The sequence below is a fragment of the Micromonospora sp. DT43 genome (genome assembly GCF_049841645.1).
Lineage (GTDB): Bacteria > Actinomycetota > Actinomycetes > Mycobacteriales > Micromonosporaceae > Micromonospora.
Map to the genome: position 1 here is coordinate 170,880 of NZ_JBNCKR010000007.1, position 13,977 is coordinate 184,856.

The 13,977-nt window shown below is 70.1% G+C and carries 14 protein-coding genes; 6 read left to right on the plus strand and 8 right to left on the minus strand.

Annotated features, from left to right (window positions below):
* Positions 1–11: 11 nt before the first annotated feature.
* Both ACLQ26_RS18910 and ACLQ26_RS18915 read right to left on the minus strand, forming a co-directional pair.
* Positions 12–881, minus strand: a complete 870-nt coding sequence (locus tag ACLQ26_RS18910) for a maleylpyruvate isomerase family mycothiol-dependent enzyme (protein ID WP_425745657.1) — start codon at positions 879–881, stop codon at positions 12–14.
* Positions 882–966: 85 nt separating this feature from the next.
* Positions 967–1,305, minus strand: a complete 339-nt coding sequence (locus ACLQ26_RS18915) for a winged helix-turn-helix transcriptional regulator (protein ID WP_425745658.1) — start codon at positions 1,303–1,305, stop codon at positions 967–969.
* Between the two features lie 85 nt (positions 1,306–1,390).
* On the opposite strand from ACLQ26_RS18915, the gene ACLQ26_RS18920 reads away from it, so the two are divergent.
* Complete coding sequence (locus ACLQ26_RS18920) at positions 1,391–2,167, plus strand: group II truncated hemoglobin (protein WP_425745659.1); 777 nt, start codon at positions 1,391–1,393, stop codon at positions 2,165–2,167.
* Between the two features lie 158 nt (positions 2,168–2,325).
* Here the strand turns inward: ACLQ26_RS18920 and ACLQ26_RS18925 are convergent, their stop codons facing one another.
* The 4 genes from ACLQ26_RS18925 to ACLQ26_RS18940 all read right to left on the minus strand — a co-directional run bounded on the left by ACLQ26_RS18925 (position 2,326) and on the right by ACLQ26_RS18940 (position 6,543).
* Positions 2,326–3,576: a cellulose binding domain-containing protein gene (locus ACLQ26_RS18925; RefSeq protein WP_425745660.1), complete on the minus strand. Its 1,251-nt coding sequence runs from the start codon at positions 3,574–3,576 to the stop codon at positions 2,326–2,328.
* Between the two features lie 201 nt (positions 3,577–3,777).
* Complete coding sequence (locus ACLQ26_RS18930; protein ID WP_425745661.1) at positions 3,778–5,031, minus strand: RNA polymerase sigma factor; 1,254 nt, start codon at positions 5,029–5,031, stop codon at positions 3,778–3,780.
* On the minus strand, positions 5,031–5,405 hold the full coding sequence (locus ACLQ26_RS18935) for a YciI family protein (protein ID WP_425745662.1): 375 nt from the start codon (positions 5,403–5,405) through the stop codon (positions 5,031–5,033). The genes ACLQ26_RS18930 and ACLQ26_RS18935 overlap by 1 nt, the downstream gene beginning before the upstream one ends.
* 205 nt (positions 5,406–5,610) lie before the next feature.
* The gene (locus ACLQ26_RS18940) at positions 5,611–6,543 is read right to left on the minus strand and encodes a LysR family transcriptional regulator (protein WP_425745663.1); all 933 of its coding nucleotides are present in this window, start codon (positions 6,541–6,543) and stop codon (positions 5,611–5,613) included.
* A 122-nt stretch (positions 6,544–6,665) separates the two neighbouring features.
* Here ACLQ26_RS18940 and ACLQ26_RS18945 point away from each other — a divergent pair, with 122 nt between their 5' ends.
* The 4 genes from ACLQ26_RS18945 (at position 6,666) to ACLQ26_RS18960 (ending at position 11,837) form a co-directional block, all read left to right on the plus strand.
* A complete protein-coding gene (locus tag ACLQ26_RS18945; RefSeq protein WP_425745664.1) occupies positions 6,666–7,907 on the plus strand; it encodes an MFS transporter in 1,242 nt (413 codons plus the stop codon).
* A gap of 128 nt (positions 7,908–8,035) precedes the next feature.
* Complete coding sequence (locus tag ACLQ26_RS18950; RefSeq protein ID WP_425745665.1) at positions 8,036–9,067, plus strand: pectinesterase family protein; 1,032 nt, start codon at positions 8,036–8,038, stop codon at positions 9,065–9,067.
* On the plus strand, positions 9,064–10,542 hold the full coding sequence (locus tag ACLQ26_RS18955) for a cellulose binding domain-containing protein (protein WP_425745666.1): 1,479 nt from the start codon (positions 9,064–9,066) through the stop codon (positions 10,540–10,542). The genes ACLQ26_RS18950 and ACLQ26_RS18955 overlap by 4 nt, the downstream gene beginning before the upstream one ends.
* Positions 10,543–10,577: 35 nt before the next feature.
* A complete protein-coding gene (locus tag ACLQ26_RS18960) occupies positions 10,578–11,837 on the plus strand; it encodes a cellulose binding domain-containing protein (protein WP_425745667.1) in 1,260 nt (419 codons plus the stop codon).
* A gap of 87 nt (positions 11,838–11,924) precedes the next feature.
* On the opposite strand, the gene ACLQ26_RS18965 is transcribed toward ACLQ26_RS18960, so the two are convergent.
* The gene (locus tag ACLQ26_RS18965; protein ID WP_425745668.1) at positions 11,925–12,878 is read right to left on the minus strand and encodes a hypothetical protein; all 954 of its coding nucleotides are present in this window, start codon (positions 12,876–12,878) and stop codon (positions 11,925–11,927) included.
* A 68-nt stretch (positions 12,879–12,946) separates the two neighbouring features.
* Between ACLQ26_RS18965 and ACLQ26_RS18970 the strand changes: the two genes are divergently transcribed.
* Positions 12,947–13,411, plus strand: coding sequence for a hypothetical protein (locus ACLQ26_RS18970; RefSeq protein ID WP_425745669.1), 465 nt, complete (start codon positions 12,947–12,949; stop codon positions 13,409–13,411).
* On the opposite strand, the gene ACLQ26_RS18975 is transcribed toward ACLQ26_RS18970, so the two are convergent.
* On the minus strand, positions 13,390–13,953 hold the full coding sequence (locus tag ACLQ26_RS18975) for a GNAT family N-acetyltransferase (protein WP_425745670.1): 564 nt from the start codon (positions 13,951–13,953) through the stop codon (positions 13,390–13,392). The two genes, ACLQ26_RS18970 and ACLQ26_RS18975, sit on opposite strands and share 22 nt — an antisense overlap.
* Positions 13,954–13,977 lie beyond the last annotated feature (24 nt).

A 13,977-nucleotide genomic window follows, 5' to 3' on the forward strand; every position in this document is an offset into this window, starting at 1 on the left:
GCGACGCAAGATCATGTCTTCGGCGCGAGCCGACCGTTGGGCATGTGCACCACCCGGAGGAAGGCGGGGAGCCGCCACGGCCTCGGCCCGCCGATGACGACGTCGCGCCGCAGCACCGCCTGAGCGATGCTGATCCGGCCGAACATCATCAGGTTGAACCGGGCGGGCCGGAACCGCACGCGCACGTCGAACGGGTCGTCGGGCGGTGCGATCCACACCCTGCGGTCGCCAAGCGTCAGCGTCGTGGTCGCTGTGAACCCCGATTGGAACTGCACCGACACGTGGTGGCGAGGCATCGGCAGCGCGGTGTTGAGCAGCACCCCGTACGAGTCACGCAGCATGTCGAACATGAACAGGTCCCAGTAGAGCGCGGCGTGCGCGTCCGGCATCGGCCACGGCCGGCGCAGCGCCCGCGCGATGTCCCAGCCGTGTACGAGTAGCTCGTTTGTCAGATGGGCGAACAGGCCGCCGACCGTCACCCGTGCGTTGCCCAGCCAACTCACCGTCGACCGCGGATCGGCGGTCGTGGCCAGGAGGCGGGCGACCGCGGTGTTGAGCTGCGACAGCAGTACCTCCGGATCGCGCTCGGTGAAGTGGGCGAGCACGTGGTTGTTGACGTCGGCGACGGTGTCGACGTTCGTGACGGCGAGCATGTCCTCCAGGCCCGGCACCGGGATGGCGACCTCGGGGCCCTCCAGTCTGGACACGTACAGCATCGCGATCGACACCACGTGCGCGACGGTGTCGGCCAGGGTCCAGTCGGCGGTGACCTTGACCGTTGACGAGGGTGCCGTGCCCACCATGGCGGTGAACCGGTCGGTAGCCGTCCGCAGTGCCGTGTTGGCCAGACTCCAGCGGTCCGGGCCCGCCGTCTCACTCACGTCGAGCAGTATCGAGCATTCGCTCCGCCGGAGACTTCTTCCAACGTGCGCTCATTCGGCACGGCAGCAGAGCCGGTGGAACCGCTCACCCGGGTTCCTCGATGGTGGTGCCGGTACGTGCCGCCCGCGCGGCGCCCCAGTCGTAGAGGGCCTGCAACACCGGGACCAGGCTGAGGCCCTCCTCGGTGAGCCGGTACTCCACGTGCGGTGGCGTGGTTTCGTGGTCGTGTCGCAGGATCAGCCCGTCGGCCTCCAGCTCGCGCAGCCGCTGGGTCAGCATCTTCTCGCTGACGTCGGGCATCCGGCGGCGCAGCTCGCCATAACGGTGCACGCCCTCCTTGAGGTGGGCCAGGATCACCGGTCGCCACTTGCCGCCGATGACGTCGACGGCGAACTCCACCGGGCAGTGGTAACGCTTGGCCATCGTGGCCCCCTTCGGTACACACCGAATGGTACGCACCAGATGGTGCGTACTTGATCATCGTCGCCGCGGGTGTTGGGCTGTACCCATGGTCATCGAGTACATCAGGTACCGCGTGCCGCCGGCGCGGCTGGAGGGGTTCGAGGCGGCGTACGAGCGGGCCGCTGCCGCGCTGCGGGCGGCGCCGGAATGCGTGGACTACGAGTTGAGCCGTTGCCTGGACGACACCGCCTGTCACATGCTGCGCATCACCTGGACTTCGGTCGACGGGCACCTGCAGGGGCTCCGGGGCGGCCCGGTGTTCGGGCAGTTCTTCGCCGCGATCAGGCCGTACGTCGAGGACATCGAGGAGATGCGGCACTACGCCCGAACCTCGGTCGCTGGCCCCGGTGGCGCCGCCCCGCCGAGCCTGTACGAGTGGGCCGGTGGCGCCGACGCGTTCACGAAGCTGTGCGACGCGTTCTATCGTCTGGTCCGCTCGGACGACCTCCTCGCCCCGATGTTCGCCCGCATGGATCCCGACCACGCCCGGTACGTGGCGGTCTGGCTCGCCGAGGTCTTCGGGGGGCCGGCTGCCTACACCACCGGTCGCGGTGGCTACCGCCACATGGTCGGCAAGCACCTGGGCAGGGCGATCAGCGAGGCGCAGCGTCGACGGTGGGTCAACCTGATGATGGACGCCGCCGACGAGGTCTGCCTGCCCGACGATCCGGAGTTCCGGGCCGCCTTCACGAGCTACCTCGAGTGGGGCACCCGGCTGGCCGTACACAATTCGCAGCCGGACGCGGACCCGGTCCGGCAGGCGCCCGTACCGCGTTGGGGTTGGGGTGTGGCCCCGCCTTACCAGGCCCCGAAGCCCTCCTGAGTGCGTGCCAGCCCCGCTGGCGGGTGGCAGCCTCCGCCGCGTGATCCACTCGGCTTCCGTGAAACCGGTCTATCCCCGGTCAGCGGACACCCCGACTTCCTGGAAGCCGAGTGGATCTCGGCGGGCCGGCGCGGAGGCGGCGGCCCGCCGAGCTGGTGTCAGCTGCCGGTGCAGGTGGCGGTGGTGCCGCTGCCGTTGCCGGTGCCCTGGAACCCGAAACTCGTGGTCTGGCCCGCCGCCAGTCGTCCGTTGTAGCTCTGGTTGGCGACGGTGATGGTGCCGCTGCTACCGCTGGCGACGCCGTTCCACAGCGAGCTGACCGACGCCCCGCTCGGCAGGGTGAGGGTGACCCGCCAGCCGGTGAGCGCGGAGGTTCCCGCGGTGACGGTCACGGTGGCGACGAATCCGCCGTTCCACTGGTCCTGCACGGCATAGACCGCGGTGCAGGCCGGGGTGCCGCTGGGCGGAGGCGTGGTCGGCGGGGGTGTGGTCGGCGGCGGCGTCGTGGGTGGTGGCGTGGTCGGCGGGGGAGTGGTGGGTGGTGGCGTGGTGGGCGGGGTGCCGTCGTCGAGCGTCAGGTTCTTCTGTTGGACGGTCCACTGGCTGTGGCACAGCCCGCAGTTCGAGCCGACGAAGTTCGCGCCAGCCGTGGTGTCACCCTTGAGGCGCCACTTGAGGTAGAGCACCGCGACGCGGCCGAACTCGCCGCCGTTGGGCTGGTCGTAGGTGCCGCCGTGGCCGACGTTGAGGTTGCCCATGAAGGCGGGCAGCCCGGCCGGCAGTTTGCCCCAGTCGTCGATGGCGTTCGGGTAGGCGATGTCGCTGGGCCCGCCGACGAAGTAGGCGATCGGCTTGGTCAGCCTCCTGAGCTGGTAGTCGTCGGCGTCGTTCAGCAGGCCGCTGCTGAAGATGCCTGTCGTGGTGACGCGCGGGTCACCGGAGACCGCGTACGCCTCCAGCCCTCCGCAGGAGAAGCCCGCGACGGCGAGCTTTGTCGTGTCGAGCTTGTTGAAGTACTTGCTGCCCTGCCGGGAGTTCTCCGCGACGGCCCAGTCGATGGACTGGGTGAGCATCTGGGAGGTGGTGGAGCCGGACCCGTTCGGGGCGCCGTTGGCGATGGCCAGGAAGCCGTGCGAGGCGATCTCGCGCAGGAAATTACCCTGGGACAGACCGTTGGCCGAGCACCCGCCGTTGCCCCAGACGACGATGGGCAGGCGCTCGGACGGGAGCGTCTGCGGCCGGAAGATGGTGTGGTTGGCCAGGCTGGCAGAGGTCTCGTAGTCGGCCGGATAGGGTCCGGAACCGCCGACGGCGGCATCAGCCGGCGTCGCGCCGAGCGCCATGATCACCGAGGCGACCGGGACGACGACTGCCACCAGCCCGGCGTAGATCTTCGATCTCCTTCTCATGCACCCTCCAACGGATGTCACGGGGGCTCCCTGCGGCGGCGGTGGCGGCTGGTCGTTCGCGCTGTGACCGCAGGGGTCAGCGCAGGCCACGGGCCAGGTCGAGGCGAACGCGTCGACCACCCGGCGGGGTCCCCACAGGCGATCCGATGGGAGCGGTACGCAGTTACTATCACCGCCGTAACGAAAAGTGTCAATATAACGTCAACCCAGCGTGGCCGCCTTGCGCAGGAGCACCGAGCGTTCGGGCTGGTTGGCGCACAGTCGGGCGGCCAGCTCCAGCTCGGCGCGCGCCTCCGGTCGCCGTCCGAGCCGGGCCAGCAGTTCGCCGCGTACGGTCGGGACCAGGTGGGATCCGGGGAGCCGGTTCGCGGCGATCAGCTCGTCCACGATGGCCAGAGCCGGCGCCGGGCCCGAGGCCATGGCCACGGCGACGGCCCGGTTGAGGTCGACGACCGGGGAGGGCGCGACCCGGCCGAGCGCCTCGTAGAGCACGACGATCCGGTCCCAGTCGGTCGCCTCGACCGACGGCGCCGACGCGTGGGTGGCGGCGATCGCGGCCTGCAGGCCGTAGGGGCCGAGCCCGCGTGTCGACGCCGCCCTGCCCAGCGCGGCCAGCCCGCGACGGATCGCGGAGATGTCCCATCGCCGCCGGTCCTGGTCCTCCAGCAGGACCGGCGAGCCGTCCGGGCCGGTCCGGGCAGGGAAGCGCGCGGCCGTCAGCTCGCACAACGCGAGCAGACCGTGCGCCTCCGGCTCGTCCGGCGCGAGCGCGGCAAGCGTACGGGCAAGCCGGATCGCCTCGTACGCGACGTCGGGGCGGACCAACCGGTCGCCCGACGTGGCCGTCGACCCCTCGGTGAAGATCACGTACAGGACGCTGAGCACGCCTGCCAGCCGTTCCCGACGCTCGGCGGCCGGTGGCAGCTCGAACGGCACCTGGGCCGCCGCGATGGTCTTCTTGGCGCGGGTGATGCGGGCCTGCACCGTCGGCACGGGCACGAGGAACGCGCGGGCGATCTCCTCGCTGGACAGGCCGGCGACCACGCGCAGGGTCAGCGCCACCCGGGCCTCGGGGGAGAGCACCGGGTGGCAGCTCACGAACATCAGCGCCAACACGTCGTCGTCGATCCGGTCGGGGTCGATGTCCTCGTCGAGCACCGAGCCCGCCGCCCAACCGACCGCCGAGTCGACCGCCGCGTCCACCGCCAGCAGGGCGTACCGCTCCCGGAGCGCGCTTCGGCGGCGGATCGCGTCGATGGCCCGCCGTCGGGCCGTGGCCATCAACCAACCGGCCGGATTGTCCGGCACGGCACGCCGCCACGACACCAGCGCCTCGGCCACCGCCTCCTGGGCGGCGTCCTCGGCCAGCCCGAAATCGCCTGTGAACCGGGTCAGCGCGGCGACGATCCGCGCCGACTCGATCCGCCAGACGGCCTCGACGTCGGCCGTGCCCATCAGGGCCGACCGTCGCCCGGGACCTCGTCGGCCCCGGCGACCCGGCGGACCTCGATCTTGGATCCGCGGACCGCCGGGAACCTCCTGGCCCACTCGACCGCCTCCTCCTTCGAGGCGACATCGAGCAGGAAGTAGCCCCCGAACAGTTCCTTGGTCTCGCCGTACGGCCCGTCCGTGACCACCGGGACCTCGCCGCCGAAGTCGACAACGACGCCCCGGGCCGGATCGTCAAGCCCCTCGGCCGCGAGGAGGACGCCGGCCTTCACCATCTCCTCGATGAACGTGCGGGTCGTGGCCATCGCCTCGTCGATCGAGGCCATCATGGCGGCGTTCGACTCGTCGGTGCCTCGCATGATCAGCATGTACGTCGACATCGCGTTCTCCTCATCCGGCCGGGCCGCCTCTCGACCCGCGCACCCACCTGTCGAACGGGCGGCCGGCGTATCGACACGGCCCCGGAAGATCTTTTGTCGCCGCCACCGAGACGAGCCCCGCTGCGTGGGCCCGAACGCGCATTGTCGCAGCTAGGCAGTGGGCGGAGTCCACACCGACCGGCACCGGATCTGCCAGCGCGCCGGTTCACCGCGTCGGCGCCCAGGACGGTCGCCAGGTCGTCGCGGGCAGCGGCGCCAGGCTCGCGCAGTGGTCGATGACCGCCCGCAACCCCGGGTGCGGGTTCGCTCGCGGCAGGATGAGCGAGAGCGGGTACGCGAGCGTCGGCTCCACGATCGGGATGCGACGCAGGTCGTGGTGCGTCGGCCAGACGTACCTGTCGCGTGAGCCGACCAGGGTTGCCACGTCGGCGGAGTCCGCCAGGATGTCGAGGAGCACCTCGTCGCCGAAGTGCGGGCCCGCGGCGTCGACGCGCAGGTCGAAGTTTGTGACGAGTTGGTCGTAGAAGTCCGCCCACTCGCTGCCTGGTGCGATGCCCGGCACCCAGATCCGGTGCCCGCGCAGCTGGGCCGGTGTCAGGGTTCGCGCGGAGGCGAGTGGGTGTCGCGGGCCGACGAGGAGTTCCGACGGGGAGTCGAACGCGTGGATCATCCGCACGTCGCGCGGCAGCGTGGCCGGGTCGGTGACCGAGCGGAACGAGGCGTCGACGTCGCCGGCCTGGACGGCGGCGACCGCCGCGCGCGGGTCGTCGACCCGCAGGGTCACCACGTCGAGCGGGCTCTCCGGATGTGACCGCCAGTAGTCGTGCAGGACGACTGCCTGCGCGGACCGCAGGCCGAGAACGTCGATCCGCAGGGCCCGAGAGCCCGGTCTGATCGCGGCGAGGGCGCGGTCCACCCCGGCCACGACGCCCCGGGCGTGCGGGAGGAACGCCTGGCCGTCGGGCGTGAGCTCGACCCCTCGGGGAGTACGCGTGAACAACCGCACGTCGAGCGCGCGCTCGAGAGCCGCGATCCGCTTCGACACGGCCTGCTGCGTCACGCCCAGCTCCTCGGCAGCGAGCTGCAACTGGCCGAACTCGGCCGCCCGGACGAACGATCGCACCGCCTCGGTATCCACCCGACCATTCTCCACCGTACAACCGGTGGTTGTGACACGCCCGAGCGTCGGTTGTTTGCGCCCAGGTCGCCGGCGCTGGTGTGCTGCCCGGACCCGAACGTCGGTTGCCACGAGGGGGGCGGATGCGCGCGCGGTTGGGGTCCAGCTTCGGTTGGCTGTGGTCGGCCTACGCCGTCAGCACGTACGGCACGTGGTTCGCCTTCGGCGCGTTCCCGCTGATGGCGGTTCGCGTGCTGCACTCGCCGGCGTTCGCCGTGTCGATCCTGGCGGCGGCCGGGCCCGCCGTCGCGGCGGTCGTGGCGTTCTCGCTCGGGCCGTGGGTCGAGCACCGGGCGAAGCGGCCGGTGCTTGTCGCCATGGACCTGGTCCGGTTCGTGGCCATGGCGAGTGTCCCGCTCGCGTACGCCCTCGGTCTGCTGTCCTACGGTCAGTTGCTTGTCGTCTCGGTCATCTCCGGGACCGCGAGCATCGCCTTCACCGCCGCGACCGGCGCGTACCTCAAGTATCTGGTCCGTGGCGATCACCTGCTGGTGGCGAACGGGCGGTTCGAGGCCACGACCTGGACGGCGACCGCGGTGGGCCCACCCCTCGGCGGCGCGCTCGTCGGGCTGCTCGGCCCGGTCGTCACCGTCGCGGCCGACGCCCTCAGCTACCTGCTGTCGGCGCTCGCGGTCCTGCGCATCCGTGGCGGCGACGTCGCGTCACCCCGGGCCGGCCGGCTGCGTGCCGCCGACCTGCTGGTCGGCTGGCGGTTCATCCTCCACGACCGCGTCCTGCGGGGGCTGTTCCTCAACTCGATCCTGGTCGGCGGCCTCATCATGGCCACCGCGCCGCTGCTGGCCGTCCTCCTGCTGGACCAGTACCACTTCCCGGCCTGGCAGTACGGTCTCGCCTTCGGCGTTCCGGCGCTCGGCGGCCTGGTGGGCGCCCGCGTGTCCGCGCACCTGGCGGCCCGCCACGGCCGGCACCGGGTCATGATGGTCTCCGGATGGCTGCGCTCGCTCTTCCCCCTCGGTCTCGCGTTCGTCCAGCCCGGCACTCCCGGCCTCGTCACCGTGATCGTCGTCGAGGGCCTGCTGATCACCTGCGTGGGTGTCTTCAACCCGATCTACGCGACCGAACGACTGCACCGCATCCCGCTGGGCCACACCGCCCGTGTCCTGAGCACGTGGAGTGCCGTAGGCAGGCTCGTCCAGGCCGCGCTTGTGGTGATCTGGGGCGTCCTCGCGACAGTCACCAGCCCTCTCGCGGCGATCACCATCTCCGGCGTGCTCCTGCTCGCCACCCCCCTCCTGCTGCCCGGGCGGACACCATCGTCGGCCACCGAGCCCGTCGCATCCGGGAGAGATGTGCAGGTCGAATGAGTGCTTTATATTTTAGATCGTCGATGTTAACGTTAACTTAACGTCGTCGTCTTCCGGTCGGCATGATCTTCGGCGGACGCCCGGTGGATCGGAGAACGCTCATGACCACATCCGGCAGGATCCTTGGCGTGCGCTCGGTCGCGGTGGTGACCGTGTGCGCTCTCGCCGCCGCAGTCCCGATGACCTCCGCCGCGTCCGCGTCCGCCACCATCACCGTGGCCGCCGACGGCAGCGGCACCTACACGACAGTGCAGGCGGCGATCGACAGCGTCGCGGCGAACAACAGTGTTCCGGTCACCATCACCATCAAACCCGGCACCTACCGGGGCGTGGTCACCATTCCCGCCAACAAGCCCCACCTCACGTTGGCCGGCGCCGGCGGCTCCGCCGCACAGGTGGTGATCGTCGAAGGGCACGCGTCCGGCCAGACCAAGCCCGGTGGCGGCACGTACGGCACGTCCGGCAGCGCCTCGGTCTTCGTCAACGCCAACGACACCACGATCAGCAATCTGACCATGTCGAACGACTTCAACGAGGCCGCCAACACCCTCGACGCCGAGCAGGCAGTCGCCGTCAACACCTCCGGCGACCGGGTGCAGTTCGACAACGTCCGCATCCTCGGCAACCAGGACACGCTGCTGGTCAACGCACCGAGTGTCAGCTCGGTCCGGCGTCTCTACGTCCGTAACTCCTACGTGGAGGGTGACGTCGACTTCGTCTTCGGGCGGGGCACCATGGTCTTCCAGAACGGCACCGTGCACTCGCTCACCCGGGGCTCGTCGTCGAACAACGGCTACATCACCGCCGCGGCCACCGACATCAACAACAAGTTCGGCTTCCTGTTCTGGGGAACCACGCTTACCAGCAACGCCCCCGCCAGGACCGTCTATCTGGGCCGGCCCTGGCACCCCAGCGGCGACGTCAACGCCCGCGGTCAGGTCCTCTACCGGGGCGTCACGATGGGCGCACACATCCGCACCGACCCCTGGACCGACATGTCCGGCTTCTCGTGGAGGACCGCCCGGTTCGCCGAGTACGGCAGCACCGGCGCCGGCGCCGTCATCAACGCCAACCGGCCCCAGATGAGCGCCTCCACCGCCACCCAGTACACACCCACCGCCTATCTGGCGGGTAACGACGGCTGGAACCCCATCCGATGACGAAGATCCGTTCCCTGCGTACCGCGGCCCTCATCGCCGTCGCCGCCGGGGTGCTCGCCGCAGGTCTACCGGTCCTCAGCGCCGAGGCCGCGGTCGGTGACGGCACGCCTGCCGACTCGAACATCAGCTTCGTCGGCCGGTGGAACAAGGCGAACTCCTCGGCGTACGTGCCGTACTGGGCCGGCGCGTACCTGCGGGTCGGGTTCACCGGCAGAACGGTGAAGCTCCGGCAGCGCAACACCATCCAGCTGTGGGCCAGCATCGACGGCAGGGCGTTCACGTCCTTCACCGGCTCCGGCACGATCAACCTGACACCGACCGCGTTGGCGGCCGGCAACCACACGTTGATCGTCAGTTACCGGCAGGTGGCCGGCTCCTACACCGGCGACGCTGTCTTCCAGGGGCTCACCCTGGATTCGGGCGCGAGCACGTTCAAGCCGCCGGCCCGCCCCAAGCTTGTCGAGTTCGTCGGTGACTCGATCACCGCGGGCGCCACGAGCAGTCAGCTCGCCGTGACGGACTATGCCTTCAAGGTCGGTGAGAGGCTCGGCTACGACCACACCCAGATCGCGATCGGTGGCATGTGTCTGGCCGAGACGACCGATGGATGCTGGGCGCAGACGACGCGCTACTGGATGTCCTCCGGTGGCCAGGTCGGCACCGACCAGTGGGACTTCTCCCGCTACACGGCCGACGGCGTGGTGATCAACCTGGGGACCAACGACAAGAGCCACGGCGTGAGCGCAGCGGCCTTCCAGGCGACGTACACCACCTTCCTCACGAAGATCCGGGCCAGGTTTCCGAACGCGAAGCTCTTCGCAATGCGGACGTTCATCGGTCGCTACGGGACCGAGACGGAGGCGGCGGTGCGGGCACGCAACGCCGCTGGTGACGCCAACGTGTTCTACGTGGACACCACCGGCTGGCTGCCGTCCGGCGGCCTGAGCGACTCGGTGCACCCGAACGACGCGGGCCACCAGGCCATCACGGACAGGCTGGCCCCGATCCTCAGTGCAGCGCTGACCACGACGCCGCCCCCGACGACGCCGCCCCCGACGACGCCGCCCCCGACGACGCCGCCCCCGACGACTCCCGCGCCGACGACTCCCGCGCCGACGGCTCCCGCGCCGACGACTCCCGCGCCGACCACTCCGGCGGGCGAGGGCTGTGCGGTCACCTACCGCAAGACCGGTGACTGGGGTACGGGTGCCCAGTTCGACGTGACGCTCAGCAACACCTCCACCGTCCCGGTCAACGGTTGGACACTGACCTGGACGCTGCCCGGCAGTCAGCGGATCACGCAGTCCTGGAATGCCACAGTCACCCAGTCCGGCGCGGCGGCCACCGCGGTGAACGCCTCCTGGAACGCGGTGATCCCGGCCGCCGGTTCGACAAGCTTCGGATTTGTCACCGACAGCCCGCTCGGCGGAGCGAACGGTTTCGCCCTCAACGGCTCCCCGTGCGCCGCCACGTGATGGTGAGCGTCTCCGATCAAGGCAGGAGCAACCCGATGATGGTTCGCCGATCGCGTCTCGTGGTCCTGGCGGCAACGGCCCTGACCGTCGTGGCCAGCGGGTTCGGCATCGCCACCGCGCAGGCCGCCACCCCGGCGTGCGGTGTCGCCTACCGGATCACCAGCCAGTGGACCGGCGGGTTCGGAGCCGATGTCGTCGTCACCAACCTCGGTAACCCGGTGACCAGTTGGGCCCTGGGTTGGAGTCTCTCCCCGGGGCAGGGCGTGACGCAGGCGTGGAACGCAGCCGTCACGGTCACCGGCACGGCGGTGACCGCCACCAACGTGAGCTACAACGGTGCCGTCGGCTCTGGCGCATCGGTCAGCTTCGGCTTCACCGGCTCATGGAGCGGCAGCAACCCGGTGCCGTCGTCGTTCTCGTTCAACGGCACCACCTGTGCCGGCCCACCGGCAGTGACCCCCACCGGGCCGACGCCAACCCCGTCGCCGACGTCAACGCCAACGTCAAACCCGACGCCGGACCCGACGCCCTGCACTGGACCCAGCACACCGCCGGTGACGCCTTCCACGTCGCCGACGCCCGCGCCGATCAGGGTGTGGATGGCAGGTGATTCCACGATGATGAACGCCAGCACCTGCCCGATCGGCTGGGGCAGCCAGATCGCGTCCTACTTCACGTCGAACGTCACCGTGCAGAACAGCGCCGTCGGCGGTCGCAGCATCCAGACGTGGCTGTACGAGGGCAACGTGACATCCGCCAAGAACTCGGCAGGCGAGTGCACGCTCAGCTCGACCGCCTACAGCGCGCGGTGGTCGGCGATGCTGGACACCAGCAGCGGCTTCAAGCCCGGTGACTATCTGATCATCCAGTTCGGCATCAACGACGGTGACTCGGCCTGCCCGCGACACGTCGGCATCAACCGCTTCAAGGAGCTGCTCGGCGTCATGGCGACGGCAGCCAAGGCCAGGGGTGTGAAGCCGATCTTCGTCACCCCCGTCGCGGCAATCACGTGCAGCGGCAGCACCGCCGTCGGCAACCGCGGTTTCGTCGCCGAGACGACGGCTGCTGCGGCCGCCAACGGCGTCCCGGTCATCGACCTGCACGCGAAGAGCGTGGCGCTCTACAACACGCTCAGGCTGTGCCCGAACAACGGTGACTACTCGACGGGCGCGGTCGGTGCGTTCTTCTGCAACGACCACACCCACTTCGAGGCCGCCGGCGCCAGACAGATCGCCGGCCTGATCGCCACCGCCCTCAGGGCGCAGAACATCCCGCTCGCCGCCCACCTGAAGTGACAGCCACCGTCCGGCCGCGCTGCCCGACGACAGGAGCCAGACTGCTCGGCCAATCCCGGATCGCGCGAGTGGAACACTGGCGGGGAATCAGCTCTGCTGGTAGTTCACCGCCGCGAACCCGCACGGCTGGTGCAGGTGCAGGTAGTAGGCGCCCTCGCCGTAGTCGTCCAGGTCCGCGCCGGCGATCAGACCCACGTAGTCCATCGGATCGCCGCAACCGGGGCAGTCGGCGTGCTCGGCATCCTGGATCCACTCGGGCCGGCCGCCCAGCGTCGATCCACCCCGGTCCCAGGCGCTTACCTGATACGGGCTCGCCAACGCCTGCCCGAGCACCGGCGTCAGCGCCGGCGGGTCCTCCGGTTCGTCATCGTCCGGGAGATAGTCCGGGCGGGTGTTGCCGGCCCACCAGGTGCTGCCACCGGCCGGAGTGACGTGGCTGTACAGCGTCGTGAAACAGGCGCAGAAGTGGCAGGTCTCGATCACCAACCGCCCCGACCAGCCGGTGTGGGCCAGCGCGGCGGCGATGGCGGCATCCGTGGTGTCGAGGTCCGCGGCGACCCACAGCGGCGAGGCGCACCACGGGCACGTGGGCCGGTCCGCGCCGGGCGCCGTTTCGCGCATGACCCACCGGTACGCGGTGTCGCCGCACAGGTCTCGTCGCCGGCCGTCCGAGCCGACCGCCCAGCCGCCCTCGTGGGCGTAGCCGAGCGCGTTGACGTGCAGCTCTTCCGAGCCGGCCGGAGGCTGCGTCGACCAGCGGCGCATGGCGCTCTCGGCGGACGGGTGGGCACTGTGCGCCAGGATCATGAGCAGGTCGTTCAGCTCGTCGGGTGTCCGACCGCTGTCGATCTGCTCGATGACCCGGCGCACCAGGTCGGCGTCCGCAGCACGGTACAACTTCGCCGGACACAACACGTCGAGGTCGAGCAGGAGACCCAGATGCGGGGCCAGCCTGCGGGGGTCGGTGTCCGCGATCGCGGACAACTCCTCGATCGCGTCGTCGTCCTCGGCGGCAGCACGCCTGATCAAATCCTCGATCACGGGGGGATGGTATCCATCCACATCGGGCTCGTTGCGTAGTAGCCGGGCTGCTACGGTCCTGCAGCGGAATGACGATCATGATGAAGGCCGGGGAGTTGACGCGGATGCGGATGAAGACGAAGACGATGCGCCGGGCCGGCGCGTTGATCATGGTGCCGACGACTGTGGCCCTCGTTCTGGTCGGAACCGCCTCGGCGGCGTCGGCGGCCACGGGCACGCCGAGCGGATCGCCGCCGGCCGCGAACGGCATTGACGTCTGGTGCGTGTCGACGACCGGCGCGAAGGCGTGCTTCGCCGCGTACGGGGACCGGGTCTGGGTGAAGGACACCAAGGCGAACGGCGCGCCCGCCGCCGGCACGATCCAGGGACCGGACTGGAGTCGTCAGTGCATCAACAACAGCGGAGCGGACGCCGGCTGGGTCCTGTGCAACTTCGACGTGCCGGAGTACGACGACGGCCTGCTGTGGGCCGTCAACAACCCGTTCATCGGCAACGAGAGCAGCACGGAGATCTACACCAGCGGCCCGATCTGATGCCGGAGCTCGGCCGGGTCCGGGGACTCAGCGTGATCGGGCACCTCGACGTCGTCCAGCAGTAGCCACGTGTCCGCGGGGATGTGCGGCTTGCCGGGAACGGCACGCCGTTCCTCGCGGTGGCCCGTCGGGCAGAGCTCGGCGGCGAGTCGACGCCAGAAGCGGGCGGCGCCGGGGTTCTCCTCCTGGAAGGGAATCTCCCAGGCGCCCGGGTGCGCTGTGAAGAGTTGCCGGGCGGCGAGTCGACCCACGCCCGAGCGGCGCACGGCTCGCACGACGAAGAACTCGGCGACACACAACGGCTGGATCTCCACGCCGGAGACGAAGGTGAAGCCCACGGGCCGGCTGCCCCGGCAGATGAGGTAGCCAGAGGTGTTCGGGTCGTTGAGGTAGGTCGGAAGGCGGCCCAGGGTGAACAGACCCGTATCGTCCGGCAGACTGTCGCGGAACTCGGACAGGTCGTGTCGGTACAGCTGCCACAGCCGCTCCACGAGGGACTTGTCATCGGGCTGGATCGACCGGAGGGTGACGGGGTTCAGCACACCGTCATCCTGCCCGATCCGCAG